Origin of the sequence: Neisseria sp. HMSC067G12, from assembly GCF_001812725.1 — a bacterium.
Lineage (GTDB): Bacteria > Pseudomonadota > Gammaproteobacteria > Burkholderiales > Neisseriaceae > Neisseria > Neisseria perflava.
The window spans coordinates 52,824-72,590 of the sequence record NZ_KV810226.1 but is presented as its reverse complement, the minus strand read 5'-3'; the positions used below and the strand labels follow the sequence as shown (position 1 = coordinate 72,590).

At 46.2% G+C, this 19,767-nt stretch carries 23 protein-coding genes and 1 pseudogene; 17 read left to right on the top strand and 7 right to left on the bottom strand.

Going from position 1 to position 19,767, the window contains the following annotated elements; translation table 11 throughout:
• Positions 1-152 precede the first annotated feature (152 nt).
• The 7 genes from zapE (at position 153) to HMPREF2871_RS10285 (ending at position 6,862) form a co-directional block, all read left to right on the top strand.
• Positions 153-1,289, top strand: a complete 1,137-nt coding sequence (gene zapE, locus HMPREF2871_RS10315; protein ID WP_003747022.1) for a cell division protein ZapE — start codon at positions 153-155, stop codon at positions 1,287-1,289.
• Positions 1,290-1,383: 94 nt separating this feature from the next.
• The gene (gene ndk, locus HMPREF2871_RS10310; RefSeq protein WP_003747024.1) at positions 1,384-1,809 is read left to right on the top strand and encodes a nucleoside-diphosphate kinase; all 426 of its coding nucleotides are present in this window, start codon (positions 1,384-1,386) and stop codon (positions 1,807-1,809) included.
• 172 nt (positions 1,810-1,981) lie between these two features.
• The gene (rlmN, locus tag HMPREF2871_RS10305) at positions 1,982-3,070 is read left to right on the top strand and encodes a dual-specificity RNA methyltransferase RlmN (RefSeq protein WP_003747025.1); all 1,089 of its coding nucleotides are present in this window, start codon (positions 1,982-1,984) and stop codon (positions 3,068-3,070) included.
• 8 nt (positions 3,071-3,078) lie between these two features.
• Positions 3,079-3,834: a type IV pilus biogenesis/stability protein PilW gene (gene pilW, locus HMPREF2871_RS10300; protein ID WP_003683469.1), complete on the top strand. Its 756-nt coding sequence runs from the start codon at positions 3,079-3,081 to the stop codon at positions 3,832-3,834.
• The gene (locus tag HMPREF2871_RS10295; RefSeq protein ID WP_049344764.1) at positions 3,835-4,716 is read left to right on the top strand and encodes a helix-turn-helix domain-containing protein; all 882 of its coding nucleotides are present in this window, start codon (positions 3,835-3,837) and stop codon (positions 4,714-4,716) included. It abuts the gene before it with no gap.
• A gap of 1 nt (position 4,717) precedes the next feature.
• Positions 4,718-5,983: a flavodoxin-dependent (E)-4-hydroxy-3-methylbut-2-enyl-diphosphate synthase gene (gene ispG / locus HMPREF2871_RS10290; RefSeq protein WP_049344763.1), complete on the top strand. Its 1,266-nt coding sequence runs from the start codon at positions 4,718-4,720 to the stop codon at positions 5,981-5,983.
• 33 nt (positions 5,984-6,016) lie between these two features.
• Complete coding sequence (locus HMPREF2871_RS10285) at positions 6,017-6,862, top strand: DUF817 domain-containing protein (RefSeq protein WP_049344762.1); 846 nt, start codon at positions 6,017-6,019, stop codon at positions 6,860-6,862.
• A gap of 57 nt (positions 6,863-6,919) precedes the next feature.
• Here HMPREF2871_RS10285 and HMPREF2871_RS10280 read toward each other — a convergent pair whose 3' ends face one another.
• The 4 genes from HMPREF2871_RS10280 to HMPREF2871_RS11600 form a co-directional block, all read right to left on the bottom strand.
• Positions 6,920-8,461, bottom strand: a complete 1,542-nt coding sequence (locus HMPREF2871_RS10280; RefSeq protein WP_049344761.1) for an L-lactate MFS transporter — start codon at positions 8,459-8,461, stop codon at positions 6,920-6,922.
• A gap of 469 nt (positions 8,462-8,930) precedes the next feature.
• Entirely contained in the window at positions 8,931-9,116 is a 186-nt protein-coding gene (locus HMPREF2871_RS10275) for a hypothetical protein (RefSeq protein ID WP_049336588.1), read from the bottom strand.
• A 52-nt stretch (positions 9,117-9,168) separates the two neighbouring features.
• A complete protein-coding gene (locus HMPREF2871_RS10270; protein WP_004519792.1) occupies positions 9,169-9,471 on the bottom strand; it encodes a MafI2 family immunity protein in 303 nt (100 codons plus the stop codon).
• 6 nt (positions 9,472-9,477) lie between these two features.
• Positions 9,478-9,720 (bottom strand): polymorphic toxin type 50 domain-containing protein, encoded by a 243-nt coding sequence (locus HMPREF2871_RS11600; RefSeq protein ID WP_079453701.1) that lies wholly within the window; start codon positions 9,718-9,720, stop codon positions 9,478-9,480.
• Between the two features lie 45 nt (positions 9,721-9,765).
• On the opposite strand from HMPREF2871_RS11600, the pseudogene HMPREF2871_RS10265 reads away from it, so the two are divergent.
• Positions 9,766-10,343 (top strand): annotated as a pseudogene (locus tag HMPREF2871_RS10265) (NAD(P)H-dependent oxidoreductase).
• A 55-nt stretch (positions 10,344-10,398) separates the two neighbouring features.
• On the opposite strand, the gene HMPREF2871_RS11595 reads toward HMPREF2871_RS10265, so the two are convergent.
• The gene (locus HMPREF2871_RS11595) at positions 10,399-10,629 is read right to left on the bottom strand and encodes a histidine phosphatase family protein (RefSeq protein ID WP_204371641.1); all 231 of its coding nucleotides are present in this window, start codon (positions 10,627-10,629) and stop codon (positions 10,399-10,401) included.
• A gap of 70 nt (positions 10,630-10,699) precedes the next feature.
• Positions 10,700-11,281, bottom strand: coding sequence for a superoxide dismutase (locus HMPREF2871_RS10260; protein WP_003683473.1), 582 nt, complete (start codon positions 11,279-11,281; stop codon positions 10,700-10,702).
• Between the two features lie 154 nt (positions 11,282-11,435).
• Between HMPREF2871_RS10260 and dnaB the strand changes: the two genes are divergently transcribed.
• From dnaB to HMPREF2871_RS10230, 6 genes are all read left to right on the top strand, one after another.
• Entirely contained in the window at positions 11,436-12,842 is a 1,407-nt protein-coding gene (dnaB, locus tag HMPREF2871_RS10255) for a replicative DNA helicase (RefSeq protein ID WP_036490624.1), read from the top strand.
• Between the two features lie 159 nt (positions 12,843-13,001).
• On the top strand, positions 13,002-13,667 hold the full coding sequence (locus tag HMPREF2871_RS10250; RefSeq protein ID WP_049344760.1) for a GspH/FimT family pseudopilin: 666 nt from the start codon (positions 13,002-13,004) through the stop codon (positions 13,665-13,667).
• A 15-nt stretch (positions 13,668-13,682) separates the two neighbouring features.
• Positions 13,683-14,348, top strand: a complete 666-nt coding sequence (gene pilV, locus HMPREF2871_RS10245) for a type IV pilus modification protein PilV (RefSeq protein WP_193388912.1) — start codon at positions 13,683-13,685, stop codon at positions 14,346-14,348.
• 2 nt (positions 14,349-14,350) lie between these two features.
• Positions 14,351-15,286 carry a PilW family protein gene (locus tag HMPREF2871_RS10240; RefSeq protein WP_049344758.1) on the top strand — a complete coding sequence of 312 codons (936 nt, stop codon included), beginning with the start codon at positions 14,351-14,353 and terminating at the stop codon, positions 15,284-15,286.
• Complete coding sequence (locus HMPREF2871_RS10235) at positions 15,265-15,813, top strand: pilus assembly PilX family protein (protein WP_049322681.1); 549 nt, start codon at positions 15,265-15,267, stop codon at positions 15,811-15,813. Before HMPREF2871_RS10240 ends, HMPREF2871_RS10235 begins: the two co-directional genes overlap by 22 nt.
• A gap of 4 nt (positions 15,814-15,817) precedes the next feature.
• Positions 15,818-16,306, top strand: coding sequence for a PilX family type IV pilin (locus HMPREF2871_RS10230; RefSeq protein WP_049344757.1), 489 nt, complete (start codon positions 15,818-15,820; stop codon positions 16,304-16,306).
• A gap of 53 nt (positions 16,307-16,359) precedes the next feature.
• On the opposite strand, the gene HMPREF2871_RS10225 is transcribed toward HMPREF2871_RS10230, so the two are convergent.
• On the bottom strand, positions 16,360-16,980 hold the full coding sequence (locus tag HMPREF2871_RS10225; RefSeq protein ID WP_049344756.1) for a Smr/MutS family protein: 621 nt from the start codon (positions 16,978-16,980) through the stop codon (positions 16,360-16,362).
• A 135-nt stretch (positions 16,981-17,115) separates the two neighbouring features.
• Here HMPREF2871_RS10225 and HMPREF2871_RS10220 point away from each other — a divergent pair, with 135 nt between their 5' ends.
• The 3 genes from HMPREF2871_RS10220 to HMPREF2871_RS10210 all read left to right on the top strand — a co-directional run bounded on the left by HMPREF2871_RS10220 (position 17,116) and on the right by HMPREF2871_RS10210 (position 19,716).
• Entirely contained in the window at positions 17,116-17,493 is a 378-nt protein-coding gene (locus HMPREF2871_RS10220) for a hypothetical protein (RefSeq protein ID WP_049344755.1), read from the top strand.
• A gap of 134 nt (positions 17,494-17,627) precedes the next feature.
• Positions 17,628-19,103: an anthranilate synthase component I gene (gene trpE, locus HMPREF2871_RS10215; protein WP_049344754.1), complete on the top strand. Its 1,476-nt coding sequence runs from the start codon at positions 17,628-17,630 to the stop codon at positions 19,101-19,103.
• 43 nt (positions 19,104-19,146) lie between these two features.
• Complete coding sequence (locus HMPREF2871_RS10210) at positions 19,147-19,716, top strand: RNA 2'-phosphotransferase (protein ID WP_049344753.1); 570 nt, start codon at positions 19,147-19,149, stop codon at positions 19,714-19,716.
• The last annotated feature ends 51 nt before the right edge of the window (positions 19,717-19,767 follow it).

Below are 19,767 nucleotides of genomic sequence, written 5' to 3'. Positions count from 1 at the left end.
TTGACAACAAAGCCTTTGCAAAAAACGCAGGCCGTCTGAAATCATTTATAATAGACCGACTATTCTGTAATGAAAACATCATTCCAACTACTGTCCAAACTATTGCGGATGATGTTTCGACTATCGCCAGTAAAGCATAATAAAGGTTACACATGAGCAATAGAGATCAACTATTCACACCACCTCCATTTGAAAACCACAGCCCATTGACTTGGTATCAAGCTGCAGCCGAACAGCCCAACTTTATCCGTGACGAAGCACAAGCACGAGCCATTGAATATTTGGATCGTTTATGGACCGAGCTGATGATGTTCAAACGCAAACGCAACCGTTTTCTCGGCCGCAGCCTGCGTTCCCCTCAAGTACCTAAAGGACTCTATTTTTATGGCGGCGTAGGACGCGGTAAAAGTTTTCTGATGGATGCTTTTTTTGGCTGCCTCCCTTATCGCCGTAAGCGCCGCGTGCATTTCCATGCCTTTATGGCCGAAATTCATCAACGACTGAAAGCTTTAAAGAGTGAAGCAAATCCTTTAAAAGCCGTTGCAGCAGAAATTGCCAAAGAAACACGCGTATTATGCTTTGATGAATTTCACGTCAGCGACATTGCCGATGCAATGATTTTAGGCCGCTTGCTGGAAAACCTGCTGAGCGAAGGTGTTGTTTTGGTGGCTACTTCCAACTACGCCCCATCCGAACTCTATCCTCAAGGCCAAAACCGCAGCAGCTTTCTGCCAACCATCGCCCTTATCGAATCTAACCTGACCGTTTTAAATGTAGATGGCGGCGAAGATTACCGATTGCGCACATTACGCCCTGCCGAAATTTTCTTTGTACCCAATAATGAAGAAAACGAGCAAAAACTGGCCGCTTTATTTAAAGAAATGAGCGGAATCTCTGAATTGAATCCGGGAATCAGCATTATTCATGGACGGGAAATTCCTCATAAAGCCCAGTCGGAACGCGCCATCTGGTTTGATTTCCGTGCATTGTGTTTCGGTCCGCGCTCACAAGCCGACTATCTTTATTTGGCCGAACATTACGAGATGGTTTTTCTATCAGGATTGGAACGCCTGACCCCTCAAGAAAAAGCAGAAGCACGCCGTCTGACATGGTTGATTGACGTTTTATATGACTTCCGCGTGAAATTGTGCGCCACCAGTGCCGTTGGCGTAAACGATATTTATGTTGAAGGCGATTTTGCCGAAGAATTTACCCGTACAGCCAGCCGTATGGTCGAAATGCAGTCCGAAGTCTATTTGGAGCAACCGCACCTGACTTTAAGCAAATAATGCCTTTCCCAAAAAAGGGCGAAATTTGGTAGAATATACTCCCCTTGCCTTTGGGTTACGACAACTTACCTTTCAATAAAAACAAGGACATAATATGGCCATCGAACGTACGATTTCCATCATCAAACCCGATGCAGTAGAAAAAAACGTCATCGGCAAGATTTATAGCCGCTTTGAAGAAAACGGCCTGCGTATTATTGCGGCAAAAATGAAACAGCTGTCTGAGCGCGAAGCAAAAGAGTTTTATGCCGTACATAAAGGCCGCCCTTTTTACGAAGACCTAGTTAAATTCATGACACGCAATCCCGTCATGATTCAAGTATTGGAAGGTGAAAACGCTGTTGCTAAAAATCGTGAATTGATGGGCGCAACCAATCCGGCTGATGCTGCTCCAGGCACAATCCGCGCCGACTTTGCAGAATCTGTCAGCGTCAATGCTGTGCATGGTTCTGACAGCGTGGAAAACGCTGCGATTGAAATTGCCTACTTCTTCAGCCAAAGCGAAATCTGCCCACGATAAAAGCAAAAAGCCTGTAGCCGCTTTACGGCCGTCCGATTCCATATCGGACGGCAAAAGTGCTTTGTATGCCCTGCAAATGACAGGCCGTCTGAAACCCCCTAAAGGCTTTTAAAGCAAAGCTGACCGATAAGCCTCTTTACTTTAAAAGCTTTATTGAGAAACATAAAAATACATGAAAACCAATCTACTGAATTACGATTTAAACGGACTGACGCAACACTTTGCCGAAATGGGTGAAAAACCTTTCCGCGCCAAGCAAGTCATGCGTTGGATGCATCAAGCCGGTGCCCAAAATTTTGAAGAAATGACTGACTTGGCCAAATCATTGCGCGCCAAGCTGAATGAACAAGCCACAATCGAAGTGCCTAAATTAATGATGGCACAAGAATCTACGGATGGCACACGCAAATGGTTGCTGGATGTCGGCACGGGCAACGGTGTAGAAACCGTCTTCATCCCCGAAGCCGAACGCGGCACTTTGTGCATCTCTTCCCAGGTAGGTTGCGCATTGGAATGCACCTTCTGCTCTACCGGACGACAAGGTTTCAACCGCAACCTGACTGCCGCAGAAATTATCGGCCAGCTTTGGTGGGCCAATAAAGCCATGGGCGTTACCCCTAAAAATGAACGCGTTATCTCCAACGTGGTGATGATGGGCATGGGCGAACCCATGGCAAACTTTGATAATGTTGTTACCGCTTTGAGCATTATGCTGGATGATCACGGCTATGGCTTGAGCCGCCGCCGCGTGACCGTTTCCACTTCAGGTATGGTTCCGCAAATGGACAGACTGCGTGATGCAATGCCTGTTGCTTTGGCCGTATCTTTACACGCCTCCAACGACGAAGTGCGCGATCAAATCGTTCCGCTGAATAAGAAATATCCGTTGAAAGAATTAATGGCGGCCTGTCAACGCTATCTGGTCAAAGCTCCCCGTGACTTTATTACCTTTGAATACGTTATGCTCGACGGCATCAACGATAAGGCTCAACACGCGCGCGAATTGATTGAATTGGTTAAAGACGTACCGTGCAAATTCAATCTGATTCCGTTCAACCCTTTCCCGAATTCCGGCTACGAACGTTCTACCAACGAGAATATCCGTATCTTCCGCGATATTCTGCAACAAGCCGGCTTTGTCGTTACTGTCCGCAAAACCCGCGGTGACGATATTGATGCCGCTTGCGGACAATTGGCCGGACAAGTACAAGATAAAACACGCCGCCAACAAAAATGGCAACAAATTTTGGTCGAACAATAAGGTTAATTATGAAAATCAAGTTCGGATTCGCTTTACTTACCGCACTGACTCTTTCTGCCTGCGCTTCCTCTTCCGGACCAAGCCCAAAAGAACGTGCCATTCAGGTTTCCAATATCAAAACCCAGCTTGCCGTAGAATATATGCGCGGCCAAAACTACCGCCAAGCTACCGAAAGTATCGAAGAGGCGCTTAAATTCAATTCAAAAAACGATATTGCTTGGCTGGTACGCGCTGAAATTTATCAGTATCTGAAGGTCCGCGATAAAGCTCAGGAAAGCTTTCTTAAAGCATTGTCTTTAAAACCGGATAGTGCTGAAGTTAACAACAATTACGGTTGGTTCTTATGCAATCAAATGAATGCACCTGCCGAATCTATGGCTTATTTTGATAAGGCACTGGCCGACCCGACCTACCCGAGCCCCTTTATTGCTAATATGAATAAAGGCATTTGCAGCGCAAGGTTAGGCCAATACTCTTTGGCTCAAGCCTATTTGGAAAGGTCTTTGGCAGCCAATCCACAATTCTTCCCTGCTTTCAAAGAGCTTGCCCGAACCAAAATGATGGCAGGCAATCTGAACGATGCCGACTATTATTTCCGCCAATACCAAAGCAAAGTCGATGTCCTTCAGGCTGACGATTTGCTTTTAGGCTGGCGTTTGGCTACCGCCTTGGGCAATAAACACGCTGCATACGAATATGAAGCCCAACTTAGGGCAAACTTCCCTTATTCTGACGAACTACAAACTGTTACAACAGGCCACTAAATGGAAAATAACGATAAAATCAACTACGACACACAAGCCGCCAAAACACTGGGGGATGAATTACGCAAACACAGAACTGATGCCAAAATCGATATTGAAGATGTTACTTCACGTTTAAAACTGTCTGCCGAACAAATTAACGCCTTGGAAAAAGGGGAATATTCAAATTTTCCAGGCCTGGTCTTCGTCTCAGGCTATCTTCGTTCATATGCACGATTTCTCAAAATCGATGAACAAACCATCACCAAACATTTGCACTCGATTACTCCACAACTTGAAGACCATGTATATGCAGTAACACGCAACACCAACAGCGGCTTGAGCTATGAAGATGCTGAAAAACAGGGTTTCCCTAAATGGATATTGTGTGCAGCCGCATTGGCTTTAGCAATAGGCGGTGTTTACTTTTGGCAAAGTAAATCCAGCTATGAAAACGAACAGGCAAATATTCAAAACAGCAAAGATGTTGCCGATACGATGAAAACGCCTGCTTTGAAAACGGATAATGTTGCCGTTAGCGAAATGACCGAAGACGGTAAAAAAGAAATTACCAATAAGCCTGAAGCAGCCAATGAACAAGCAGCTTCAGCAGCTTCTGACGTTGTAGAAGAAAAGCCTGCCGTCAAAGTCGAGAAAGACGAACTGTGGATTAAAGTCCAATACCGAAGCAATCTGATTATTGCAGACAAAGATGGAAAAGTAGTATTCAGCCGCATTGTTCCGGCCGGAAGCGAACATCGTCTGAGAGGCGGCGCGCCTTATAATGTTTGGATCGGTATTGCAGCCGGTTCGGAAGCCAATTACGGCGGCACACCAATCGAACCTTTAAAACACCGTGTTGCCGGTGAAAAATCCGCCTCTTTTGTTGCAGGAAAAAACTAAAATGACCACACCTAAACGCCGTCTGACACATCAAGTACAAATCGATCATCTCATCGTCGGTTCGGATGCGCCCGTCGTTGTGCAATCTATGACCAATACCGACACCGCAGATGCAGAAGCAACCGCCCGACAGGTCAAAGAGTTGAGCGATGCCGGCTCGGAAATGGTACGCATCACGGTCAATACTCCGGAAGCGGCTTCCAAAGTCGCCGAAATCCGCAGCCGCTTAGACGATATGGGTTACACCACGCCCCTGATCGGCGACTTCCATTTTAATGGCGAACGCTTATTGGCTGAATTTCCCGAGTGCGGCAAAGCCCTGTCTAAATACCGCATCAACCCGGGCAATGTCGGCAAAGGCGCAAAAGGCGATGAGAAATTTGCCTTTATGATTCGTACGGCGGCAGAAAACAATAAAGCCGTACGCATCGGTGTGAACTGGGGTTCGCTTGATCAAAGCCTTGCCAAGCGCATGATGGATGCCAACCTAGCTTCTGCCACACCAAAGCCGCCTGAAGAAATCATGAAAGAAGCTTTGATTGTTTCGGCGCTGGAGTCAGCAGAAAAAGCCGTAGCTTTGGGCTTGCCTGAAGATAAAATCATTTTGTCGTGCAAGGTCAGCGCCGTACAAGACTTGATTCAGGTTTACCGCGAATTGGGCAGCCGTTGCCGCTACCCGCTCCATCTCGGTCTGACCGAGGCTGGCATGGGCAGCAAAGGTATTGTGGCATCTACCGCTGCCTTGGCTGTATTGCTGCAAGAAGGTATCGGCGACACCATTCGAATCTCCCTGACCCCCGAGCCCGGCAGTTCGCGCACTCAGGAAGTCATTATCGGTCAGGAAATCCTGCAAACCATGGGTTTGCGTTCCTTCACACCAATGGTTACAGCCTGCCCGGGCTGCGGCCGTACCACCAGTACCGTATTCCAAGAATTGGCGCAAGACGTACAAAACTATTTACGTCAAAAAATGACTGTTTGGCGCACTGAGTATCCAGGCGTTGAATCATTGAACGTTGCCGTAATGGGTTGCGTAGTCAATGGCCCGGGTGAAAGCAAGCTTGCCGATATCGGTATCAGCCTGCCAGGTACAGGCGAAACTCCGGTTGCGCCGGTTTATGTAGACGGCGAACGCAAAGTGACCCTCAAAGGCGACAATATCGCTGCCGAGTTTTTACAAATCGTTGAAGATTATGTCAAAACCAACTACTGCGAAGGTGGCGCAAAACGTAAGCAAAACCGTGTCATTCCGATTCAGTCTGCCTAAAACATTATCAAGATAAAGAGGCCGTCTGAAAATATGTTGGGCAAACTGGATACTTGGCTGACTGAGCATCCCAAACGCAAGGATTTGCATGGTTGGCGACGCTTTATCGTTGAATTTTGGTTTTTCGGTTTGAAAGAAGCACGAGCCTGCTTATTTGCAGGCTTGTTTTTCATTGCCATGTTTCTTATTCCGAAAACAGGTTGGCTGGGAATTTCGCGCTATGACCTGCTGCTGATTTTTGCCGTCTCCGTGCAAGCAGCCATGCTGTATTTCAAGCTGGAAACTTGGGACGAAGTAAAATCGATTACGCTGTTTCACTTGGTCGGCTTTGCTTTAGAGTGGTTCAAAACATCGGGCGGTATCCAATCCTGGAGCTATCCGGAAGAAGCATATACCAAAATCGACGGCGTACCGCTGTTTGCTGGCTTTATGTATGCCGCGGTCGGTAGCTATATTATCCAAGCATGGCGGCTGTTTGATCTCAAAATCAAAAGCCATCCGCCATATTGCTTGGGCACTTTGTGCGCGCTGGCGATTTATATCAATTTTTTCACCCATCACTATATCGGCGACTATCGCTGGTATCTCGCAGCCTTTGCCCTCGGCCTATACGCCCGGACGACAGTCTTGTACACGCCCTATGACACCACTCGCAAAATGCCGCTCCTGCTCGCTTTTGTCCTGATTGGATTTTTCATTTGGCTGGCGGAGAATTTGGGAACTTTATTCGGCGTTTGGCGCTATCCAAACCAAATAGGCGCGTGGGCATCGGTACACATCAGCAAATGGAGCTCATGGGCTTTACTGGTGATGATGACTTTTACCATCGTTGCGAATTTAAAACATATCAAGCATACCATCAGCGTATCAAAAGATTAGTTGCTTAATATTTTAAAAGGCCGTCTGAAACTTTCAGACGGCCTTTCATTTTAACAATCAATTAAACAAACTTAAGGCTTTAACAAACACCATAATGACGCCATAGCCCAAAGGAATGCAAACCAAAGCCCAGCGCCACCATACGCCGATACCGCCCGCTGATACTTTCTTACTGATCAGATAGGCATCGGATACAGCAGTTTCATCATCGGGATTGCCACTATGGGCCGCGACCTTAATGTCTTTTTCGTGATGCTTTTCATGAACCGAACGGACACTCAAATTACACAACAAACCGACAATCAACAAACCTGCCATGATGTACATGGTAATGCTATAAGCTTCAGCAGCCGGAACGCCGCTTTCAATTTGGCTTTGGCGGATATAGTTGACCAACACCGGGCCAATAACAGCCGCAGTTGACCATGCCAGCAAAATTCTGCCGTGGATTGCACCGACTTGATAAGTGCCGAACAAATCCTTCAAATACGCCGGAATCGCTGCAAAACCGCCGCCATACATGGAAATGATGACGCAAAACCCAATAACAAACAAAGCCTTGTTACCGCTCTCGCCAATCGACGGAATGGCAAAATACAACAGCGAGCCGAGTACAAAGAAAATGGTATAAGTATTTTTACGCCCAATTTTGTCGGACACGCTGGACCACAAAAAGCGGCCGCCCATATTAAACAGGCTCAACAGGCTCACAAAACCTGCCGCCGCACCCGCGCCAATGGCAGCCTGTTTACCGACAGAAGTTTCAGAAAACAGCTCCTGAATCATGACGGAAGCCTGTCCCAATACGCCAATACCGGCCGTTACATTCAAACACAACACCCAAAACAAGAGCCAGAATTGCGGCGTTTTCATGGCTTGTGAAACATTGACATGATTGCTGCTGACCAATTTGCTTTTGTTTTTCGGCGCAACATAACCTTTAGGTTTCCAGCCATCGGCAGGTACACGGATCGTAAACGCGCCGAACATCATCAATACCAAATAAAACAACCCTAAAACCACAAAAGTCTGTGCAACGCCAACCGAAGTTTCACTGGAGAAAAAATTCATCAGCGACACGGATAAAGGCGAGGCCAACATCGCGCCGCCACCAAAGCCCATAATCGCCAAGCCTGTCGCCATACCCGGTTTATCGGGAAACCATTTCATCAAAGTCGATACAGGCCCGATATAGCCCAAGCCCAAACCAACCCCGCCAATCACACCGTTACCCAAATAAAGCAAAAACAGATTGTGCGTATGAACGCCAATAGCCGACACAAAAAAGCCCAAACTAAAACAGCAGGCTGCAACAAACATCGCCTTACGCGGCCCAACGCGTTCCATCCAAGTTCCGAACATGGCCGCAGACGCACCCAACATCGCCAAGGCAATACTGAAAATCCAACCGACCGTGGTCAGCTTCCAATCTCCGGCAGCCGACTCAGTAATACCGATAAGCTTGGTCAGCGGCGCATTAAACACGGAATAAGCGTATATCTGCCCGATGGCAAGATGCACGGCCAAAGCGGCAGGCGGTACCAGCCAACGATTAAAGCCGGGTTTGGCAATGGTCGCCTCACGGTCTAGAAATTTCATAAAATCCTCTTGTCTATGTGTGTCAAACGCTGATTCCATATCATGCGGAATCAGAAAATTGTTGACAATATTTTAGCATAATCTCCCGTTTATCCTTTTTTCTGCTCCATGATAATTTTGCGCATCAGACAGAAAAAACATTCATCTAAACCATTTCTTCACGCCAATATCGACAAAAAGGCCGAGACCTTTGCAAAAGTCTCAAGTTGACCGTATTGGCGGAAAAAATTCAAACGCGTAGTAAGGGCATTTTCAGGGAGTTGTTGAACAGTATGCATAAAATTCGGCAAATAATCGCAGTTCGGGGAAAGGATATTTGGGTGGCGCACCAAAATTACTACAAAATGACTTGCGTCTATTGGTAGGTGAATGCACTTTTATAAGAAATTTCCCCATCATAATAAATAATCCATGTAGAAATAAAATTTAAAGATTCTGGCTCATGCATAGATGTAATAAGTACTGAATGTTACTTTTTTTCTATCCCATCAGCTATAGATGTAGCCCAGCTATTTTTATATTCTTCAATACCCCAATAGTCTATTGGAATATGTAATTCTTCTACATATTCACCTAAAGAGATTGAAGCCAAAATATGCATCCCATATCCATTATCAAAAGATGTACCTTTATCTTTAAAGAAAATACCAAACATTATTAATCCTTAATTCTTTTTAAATCCTTGTCATAAATAAATAGTTCCAATCTTATTCATATTTTTCATGGCGCTTATATACACATATATAATTATCAAAAGATAAATATTTAGGGTAATCAATCCTAACTAAATTCTCATCAATAGTATAATCCTCACCAAAATTAGAAATAATATCTGTACCAATTTTATAAATCTCTTCATTCCAATAGGTAGAGATATCTCCATCAATAACGATATAAATACTTATACAATTTTCATTGATTCTTACATAAACACCTCTAACCTCTTTGGTAATTTTACCTATCAAGGCATTTTGGGTAACAATTCTTAATCTTATAATGTCATTATTCATAGACTATTATTCCTTTGGTTTAGCCGGAACTACATGATATCCATTTTTACTATAATGAATAATCCCCATAGTTGTTGGGGTTTGATTTCCTGTAACAGGATCGATATAAATACCGATATTTTTATTGAAGTTCACCCTTTCTTTAAAACCAGGAAGCCCAATTTCAGTTTTTCCCACCTGCTGTCCAGTTCCTACATAACCTTTTAAAGAATCTAAACTTACAGTGATAAAGATGCAGTAAAAAGGCATAATGATAGCCCCATTTTTATAATTATTTATTTTAGGGGCAAAAAGATGAATATTTTATTACTAGACGGTAGAAAAGAGTTTGGTCATTCGCATGGTGAGTTGAACCATACGCTTCACAAAAAAGCGAAAGAAGTTTTGACCGCACTTGGACACAATGTACAAGAAACCGTGATTAATGCGGGCTATGATGTTGAAGCAGAAATCGAAAAATTCTTGTGGATGGATGCCGTGATTTGGCAAATGCCAGGCTGGTGGATGCACGAACCTTGGACAGTGAAAAAATACATAGACGAAGTATTAACTGCCGGACACGGCAAGCTTTACCACAGTGATGGCCGCCATCGTGTCAATCCGATAGAAGGCTACGGCACAGGTGGTTTGTTGCAAGGCAAAAAAACATGCTCTCGCTTACTTGGAATGCGCCGATTGAGGCCTTCACCCGAGAAGGCGATTTTTTCGAAGGCAAAGGCGTGGATGCGTTGTATATGCACTTCCACAAACTCAATGAGTTCATCGGTTTGACCCGTCTGCCGACATTCTTATGTAACGATGTGATTAAAAATCCACAAGTGGAACAATACTTAGCAGACTACCAAGCACACTTAGAAAAAGTATTCGGCTAATGGCAAAAAAGGTGGGTAAAATGCCCACTTTTTTATTATTGATGAATGGGTGTGATCATTGTAAATGAGCCACATCGTTAAGCTGCTCAATATGAAAACCGCTTTCACTATCATATTTCACAATACTGATTGAAGTATGCAACAATGACACGGATTTACCCTCATCACGATGGTTTTCCCAAGTCGCTCCGCCTAGTAAGGACAATAAAAGCCGCAGGGTATGACCATGCGATACCACTAAAATAATAGCGCCCGATTGATGTATCGTAAAGGGCGGCCATTGCACGTACTGCTAATTGTTCAAAGGTTTCAGGCCGTCTGAAAAATTTTCAGACGGCCTTTTCACTCATATCGTTTTATGCGGCGAAGCGTTTGGCAACTTCATCCCAGTTAACAATTTCCCAGAAACCTTTCAGGTAGTTAGGACGGCTGTTGCGGTAGTCGATGTAGTAGGCGTGTTCCCATACGTCGCAAGTCAACAGCGGAGTGTTTTCAGTAGTCAGCGGAGTACCTGCATTGGAAGTAGAAACCAGATCCAATTCACCGGCAGGTGTTTTCACCAACCATGCCCAACCGGAGCCGAAAGTACCGGCCGCGCAAGCATTGAACGCTTCTTGAAATTTCTCGAAGCTGCCCCATTTGGCGTCGATGGCTGCAGCCAATTCGCCGGCAGGTTTGCCTTGGCCTTTAGGGGTAAAGCCCAGCCAGTAGAAAGTGTGGTTCCAAGTTTGGGCAGCGTTGTTGAACATACCGCCGGAAGATTTTTTCACGATTTCTTCCAAAGGCATTTCTTCAAACTCAGTGCCTTTGATTTGATTGTTCAAGTTGGTGATGTAGGTTTGATGGTGTTTGCCGTAGTGGAACTCCAAAGTTTCTTTGGTCAGATGTGGGGACAATGCGTCCAGTTCATAAGGCAGTTGTGGCAGCTTATGTTCCATTTTTGTGCTCCTGATTGTTGATATTTATATTTTGGTAGTGTGCGTCGTCATATTGACAACATGACTATTTTACCTGCTTTAGCCTAAACAAACCAATTGAACTTACACTGCGTTATAATAGCGGATTACAATTTTCCAGCCAGAGATGCCCGTCATGAGCAATTATTCCGACATGCCGTCTGAAGACCGTGAAATCAGCGCATTATCCTTGCCGCCGCATTCCACAGAAGCGGAGCAATCCGTTTTGGGCGGCCTGATGCTGGAAAATTCTGCTTGGGACCGTATTGCCGATGTCGTTTCCGGCGAAGATTTCTACCGCCACGAACACCGCCTGATTTTTCGTGCCATTGCCAACCTGATTAACGAAAGCCGCCCTGCAGACGTCATTACCGTTCAGGAAAGTTTGGAACGCAATGAAGAATTGGAAGCGGCAGGCGGATTCAACTATCTGATTACGCTGGCGCAAAACACGCCATCCGCAGCCAATATCCGCCGCTACGCCGAAATCGTGCGCGAACGTTCCATCATGCGCCAGCTTGCCGAAGTCGGCACGGAAATTGCACGCAGTGCATACAATCCGCAAGGGCGCGATGCAGGCCAGCTTTTGGACGAGGCGGAAAACAAAGTATTCCAAATCGCCGAAAGTACCGCCAAATCCAAACAAGGCTTTCTTGAGATGCCCGACCTGTTGAAAGAAGTGGTCGAGCGCATCGATATGCTTTATTCGCGCGACAATCCTGATGAGGTAACCGGCATATCGACAGGTTTTATCGATCTCGACAAAAAAACATCAGGCCTCCAACCGGGTGATTTGATTATCGTCGCAGGCCGTCCGTCTATGGGTAAAACCGCCTTTTCGATCAATATTGCCGAACACGTTGCCGTAGAGGGCAAACTGCCTGTCGCTGTATTCTCGATGGAGATGGGCGGTGCGCAGCTGGTTATGCGTATGCTGGGTTCAGTCGGACGTTTGGATCAAAGCGTTTTGAAAACTGGCAGATTGCAAGACGAACACTGGGGCCGTCTGAACGAAGCGGTCGTTAAACTTTCCGATGCACCCATGTATATCGATGAAACTCCGGGCTTGACCGCGCTCGAACTACGCGCCCGCGCCCGTCGCCTTGCGCGCCAGTTCAACGGCAAATTGGGTTTGATCGTCATCGACTACCTGCAATTGATGTCAGGCTCCGGCCGTTCTGACAACCGCGCTTCCGAGCTTGGCGAAATTTCCCGCTCCCTCAAAGCATTGGCGAAAGAGTTGCAAGTTCCCGTCATTGCCCTGTCGCAGTTGAGCCGTACGGTTGAGCAGCGTACCGACAAACGCCCGATGATGTCCGATTTGCGTGAATCCGGCGCAATCGAACAAGATGCCGACTTGATTATGTTCATGTATCGTGATGAATACTACAACTCAGAATCACCCGCAAAAGGCTTGGCGGAATGTATTATCGGCAAACACCGTAACGGTCCCGTCGGGAAAGTATTCCTCACTTGGATGGGTCAATTTACCAAATTTGATAATGCTGCCTATGTTCCAGAATCCATGTTGATGGAAGATTGAGACAGATTATCTGGAAAACTAACCGAATTTCATATTTTATTAGTCACGCATTCCAAAATCGTTTAGAATAAATCCAATAAAAGCAAAAGCATTGCCACAAGCAAATGCAAAAAGAGAAAACGTCGGTTACCCCAACACATTACTACCAAAAAATCACTCATGTATCAGACACAAAAAGGCTTCACCCTAATTGAGTTGCTGATCGTCATTACTATTGCAGCAGTAATGGCCGTCATCGCACTTCCCAATATGAATCAATGGATTGCCTCCAGACGTGCGGCATCGCAAGCAGAGCAAATTGCCAATCTGCTGCGTTTCGCGCGAAATGAGGCCGTCCGTCTCAATCTTCCCGTTTACATCTGCCCGGTCAAAATCAAATCCGATGGCTCGCCCAATAATGGTTGCGATTCCAAATATGCCGGTAATGGTATGTTGGCCTACGCCGATAAAAACGGAGATTCCAACTATAAAAACGATACAGTCGATTTGTCCGTCCGCTCCATTATCCTTAATGGGGATACCGACAAAGTGGAATACAGCTTCAACTATATCCCTATCGGCAATGACCGTTCCGCCCTCTCGACCTCAGCTTCAAAAGAAGTCTGGTGGAGATTCCTGCCCAATGGTACATTTGGCCATTCAACCGATGGCAAAAATTATCAATTTTCAGACGGCTACATCAAAATCAGCCTGACGGATAAATCCGCCTCCGATGCTGAAACCAAGAAAGCCCGTGCTACCGTACTTTTAATCAATGGCAATGGGCATGTCGAAATCTGTGCTAAAAACGATGAGCGCAAAATGTGCGAATACTCTTCCAAATAATAACAACGGTATCTTATGAACATTACTAATCCTACTCATCTCAGATCATTTAAAGGCCGTCTGAAAACGAGCTCAACAAGCTTTACCCCAAAACTTCAATCAGGTATGACCCTGATTGAAGTTTTGATTGCCATGTTTGTCCTTGCCATCGGCGTACTGGCCCTTCTGGCTGTCCAACTACGTACCGTATCCAACGTGCGTGAGTCTGAAAATCAAACCACAGTCGCCCAAATTACGCAAAATCTAATCGAAGGCATGCTCATCAATCCGACGCTCTCTGAAGAAACCGATACTGCAGGCGACAAAACCTCCCGTTATAAAAAATCCTACGATGCTTACATCACATCAAGCTCTGAACAGCTTAAAGACTCAAAGCAAACCAATGAATTTAAAGATAAAATGACAAAAGCGCAACTTGCGCAAGCTCAAATTGCCCAGTTTAAAGCCGATTTAGCCAAAGCCCTTCCCGAAGCCCAAGTCTTCTCGACCATCTGCAAAGATTCTTCCGGTGCAGAGCCGACTTACGAAAATGGGTTTAACGCAAAATGCGATGACAAAGGCGACACAACCATCGTGAAAGTTTTATGGTTGCAAGATGTCGAAGAAGAAAATACCGCAAAAAATCTCAATACATCGGGGCATCACGTTGTCTATACCTATCAATCACGCGTAAGAGACTAACAATGAACAATAAACGCTTACTCAACCATATTCCCAATAAAACCGCGATGCGCGGTTTCAGCATCCTTGAATTTCTGGTTGCCAGCCTGCTCAGCATGATTGTCTTAATGGCTGTCAGCTCCACCTACTTTACTGCACGCGGATTGAACAAATCTGCCAACACCCGTATCGGTATCCAACAAGATTTGCGCAACGCCGCCAATATGATTGTCCGCGATGCGCGTATGGCAGGCAATTTCGGCTGCTTCAATATGTCTAATTTTCCTGCCTCTGCAGTAACAGAAGACAAAAGCTCGGATGAATACACATTGAAAACGGCTGGTGTGAATAATCTGTTACCGATTAAAGAAATCAATAAATTAGGCTATGCAGGCTTTGCTCAAACCGGCAAAGCCCTGCTGTTTCAATATGGAATCGACAAAGCAAACCCTGCTGCAAAAACTGCTATTGTCAGCAGCTGTTTCGGCATTGCCAAACCTCAAACAGAAATTAAAGATTTGGATGCGGCAAAAACGGCTTTGAAAATGACCGACTCTGATCAAAACGGCAGTATCGCCATTATGAAGCATGAAATGATTGCCTACGCTGTCGGTAAACTTGGCGAAGAGAGCGGTTTGTTCCGTTTCCAATTATCAAATGATGGCTCATGGAGTAATCCGCAGCTCCTGATTAAAGGCATCACTACTATGGATATCCACTATATCTATGCAGAATGTCCTCATTCTGAAAATGCCTCTGCCAGCGGAGTAAATACAGAATCCTTTGATTACAAAACCGCATTGGATAGCTCAGCTGAAGCCAAGTCTCCCGCCTCAATCCAAATCGTACTGAATAACGGCAGTATCGACCCATCGAAAGAACAAGACAATAAAGTCGATATCTATAATATTAATGCCACCATCCGCGGAGGAAACGTATGCGCCGACCGATCACTCTAATAAAACCTGACCGACAACAAGGCTATGCTTTGTTTATCGTCTTAATGATGATGATCGTCATCGCCCTGCTCGTGGTTACAGCCACCCAGTCCTACAATACCGAACAGCGTATCAGCACCAACGATGCCGACCGCAAACTGGCAACCACCTTGGCCGAAGCCGCATTGCGTGAAGGTGAAAATCAAATTTTTGATATTGAAGGGAAAAAGACTAATTTTACTAAAGAGTGTAAAGATGGTTTTTGCGCCACACCTAACGTGAAATCTGACAGCGAAGCCATCGAAGAAACCGCTACTGAAGATGCCTGGAAAAGAAAATGTGATAAAAATCAAAATCTTTGCATCGATACCAACGGTAAAGAATACTCTCTAGGTAAAAATAGCGGCATTGCAAAAAATCCCCGCTACATCATTGAATATTTAGGTAAAACTACTGAGGGTCGAATTACCTACCGCGTTACCGCCAAAGCATGGGGTAAGAATGCCAATACCCAAGTCGTTCTTCAGTCTTACGTTGCCAGCGAATAATAAAATGAATAAAACCTCTACCCAACAACTAGGCTTTACGCTGGTTGAGATGATGATTGTCGTCGCCATCTTAGCCATCCTGAGCGTCATTGCCATTCCCTCTTACAATCGCTACATTGAACGCGGCTACCAATCACAAGCGCATGCCGAGTTAGTCGCCATCAATTCTGCTTTTAAAAACCAGATGGTTAAAAATCCAAAGTGGAAAACTGATGAAATTAAAACCAAGTTGGATGACTTTATCTCCTCATATAAAGGTCATAAAGATTTGGCAGACAAATACCAATACTCTGCCGAAATGATTGATGCCAATAAAAGCCGAGCCTATCGTTTGAAAGCCATACCCATCAAAACAGGCTATACCCTTTCCGTTTGGATGGATAGTTTGGGCAATGCTTACAAATGCACTGATATTGATTCCGCCAAAGATTCCAAAACCACAATGACCAATGGAAAAGGTTGCGAATCGGTTTCCAAAAAGAAATCTTCTTAGTCTAAATAACTATAAAAAAGCAGTGTCATTTTATCGACACTGCTTTTTATATTTTACTGTTTCCAATCATCGTCTCGGCGTTGACGCTTCAACAAAATCCTGACTGCGCCATCATTGCCTTGTCGAGGCTCGACATAAGCCAACACTTCAGGATGCTGCATCAACCAGCGGCGCGTCATATTTTTCAAAACCGGTTTATAGCCTGCCGAACCCAAGCCACTGCCGTGGACAATCTCGCCGCAAACGCCGCGTTTTTTCGTAAACTCAATAAACTCGTTCAATACCTGCTGCGCTTCTTCCTGCGTATAGCCGTGCAAATCCACATCTGCCACCACGGGATAATGGCCGTTTCGCAAACGCATCAAATCATTTTTACCCTGTCCGTTTTTACTGAACGAAGCCGGCGGTTCTTCCCAGCCGCCGCTGCCCACATAAAAATAATCTTCCTGCTCCAAAGTCGCCATTTCTTTAGGTCGCGGTTTGATAGGCGATTTATCGCGGGGCTGTTCATAATAGTTGCCGGCATTTTTCAAAGGTGTAACCTTGCCAACCGCCTTGCTGAAATCTACATCCTCTGCCTGCTTTTTAGCCTTCGCTTCCGCCTCTCGCTCCGCAGCTTCCTTTTTCGCCTGTTTGCCCAAAGCCTTCAGCGTTTCTTGAAAGTTTGCCGTCATGGTTTGTCCTTTCCAAAAAATAGATTGCACACATTATAGCAAACCCGATTACAAGGCCGTCTGAAAGACTCTTATCATCGCACCTTGTTTAGGGTATAGTATTGTCGCCTTGTCAGTCTTACAAAGAGAAAAATCATGTTTAAACGTCCGGAAGAAATTATTGTTTTGGTACTTGCCCTATTATGGGTCGCACTCAGCTACTACTTCGCCGCCATCCTGATTTCAGATGCCTACACCATCCTCCTGATTACCGTATTGACTTTTGTTTGGGCGGCCATCTGTTTCCTTTTATGGCAACGCAACTTAAGCCGTCATATTTGGCCGCTGTTTCTCGGCAGCCTAGTTGCCTGCTGGTGGCCCTACTTCACTTGGCTTGCAAGCGACGTTCCCGAAGGCACATGGTATTCGGGCTGGACATTCAAATCCATTATCGCCCTGATTCCCGTTGTAGCCGCTTATGTCTTCAAGTGGAAACGAAGCCGGAAAAACAAAATTTCCGATACCCTCGCCTGATACCTTACGCCGTCTTTTCAGACGGCGTTTTCCATATCTGACATAGCGCTCAGACTGTCAACAATTCCAATAAAATGCTATACTCTTCACACGATTTAACACCCTGAAACAGGCCGTCTGAAAGACTTATCAAGATGATCAGCAAACAAGAATACCAAGCCCAAGCCGCACAAGGTTACAACCGCATTCCACTCGTTCAAGAGCTGCTTGCCGATTTGGATACACCGCTCTCAATCTACCTCAAACTTGCCAACAAGCCTTTCACCTACCTGCTCGAATCCGTTGTCGGTGGCGAACGCTTCGGCCGCTATTCCTTTATCGGTCTGCCTTGCAGCCACTATCTCAAAACCAGCGGCAAACATGTCGATGTGTATCAAAACGGCAAAATCGTCGAACAACACGACGGTAATCCCCTACCCTTTATCGAAGCCTTCCACAACCGCTTCAAAACGCCCGAAATCCCAAGCCTGCCGCGCTTTACCGGCGGCCTGGTCGGCTACTTCGGTTATGAAACCATCTACAATTTCGAACATTTTGCCCACCGCCTGAAACATACGGCCAAAGCCGATCCCCTCGGTACGCCTGACATCCTCCTGATGCTCTCGCAAGAGCTTGCCGTAGTGGATAACCTAAGCGGCAAAATCTACCTGATTGTTTATGCCGATCCGTCTCAAGCCAACGGCTACGAACGCGCGCGCGAACGTCTTGAAGACATCCGTACCCAGTTGCGCCAAAGTTGCGCCATCCCGCTCTCGCTCGGCAGCAAACAAACCCAAGCAGTCAGCGAATTTGGCGAAGAACCTTTCAAAGCCTGCGTCAACAAAATCAAAGACTACATCTTTGCAGGCGACTGTATGCAGGTTGTGCCCAGCCAACGCATGAGCATGGAATTTACCGATAATCCGCTTGCCCTCTACCGCGCCCTGCGTACGCTGAACCCATCGCCGTATATGTTCTACTACGATTTCGGTGATTTCCATATTGTCGGCTCTTCGCCCGAAATCCTCGTCCGCCGCGAACGCGACGATGTTATTGTCCGCCCTATCGCCGGCACACGCCTGCGCGGCAAGACACCAGCCGAAGACCTTGCCAACGAACAAGACCTGCTGAGCGACGCCAAAGAAATTGCCGAACACGTCATGTTGATTGACCTAGGACGCAACGACGTCGGCCGCATCAGTAAAACCGGCGAAGTCAAAGTCACCGACAAAATGGTGATTGAAAAATACTCCCATGTGATGCACATCGTCTCCAACGTCGAAGGCCGTCTGAAAGACGGTATGACCAACATGGACATCCTCGCCGCCACGTTCCCCGCCGGCACACTCTCCGGCGCCCCCAAAGTCCGCGCCATGGAGATCATCGAAGAAGTCGAACCGAGCAAACGCGGCATCTACGGCGGCGCAGTCGGCGTATGGAGTTTCAACAACGACATGGACTTGGCCATTGCCATCCGCACTGCCGTGATTAAAAACAATACCCTCTTCGTCCAAAGCGGCGCAGGCGTAGTTGCCGATTCCGACCCAACATCCGAATGGCAGGAAACCCAAAACAAAGCCCGGGCAGTAATCCGCGCAGCGCAAATGGTGCAAGAAGGATTGGATAAATAATTTTCAGACGGCCTGCGCTCTGAAATGACTAAACAACAAGATTATGATACTCAACGAAAAACAACTAAAATCCATCAGCAAATTCCTCAGCTTTATCTTGCGTCATCATCCCGAGCAAATTGGTATTACTTTGGATAAAGACGGCTGGGTGGATATTGATACCCTACTGACGCAGGTAAACCATCCCAAGCGCGGCTTTACGGGCAATCCGCTGACCTACGAAATATTGTTGGAAGTAGTCGAAAACAACGATAAAAAACGGTTTACCGTATCTGAAGACGGCAAACTCATCCGCGCTGCGCAAGGTCATTCGACGGCACAAGTTCAGGTTGAACACAAAGTAGCGACGCCTCCTCAGATTTTGTATCACGGTACGGCTGAGCGCTCTGTTCCGTCTATTTTGGAACAAGGCCTGCATTCTGCCTCGCGCCATTTTGTCCATCTGTCTGCCGATGCCGAAACAGCCGTCAAAGTCGGCTCCCGCCACGGCAAGCCGGTTGTATTGACCATCGACACTGTCGCCATGCTTACGGCAGGACATCAATTTTTTCTGGCGGACAACGGCGTATGGTTAACTGAAAACGTTCCGCCGCAATTTATCGGCAAACTTTAAAACATCAGGCCGTCTGAAGCCGTAAAACCATTTTCAGACGGCCTGCAAACA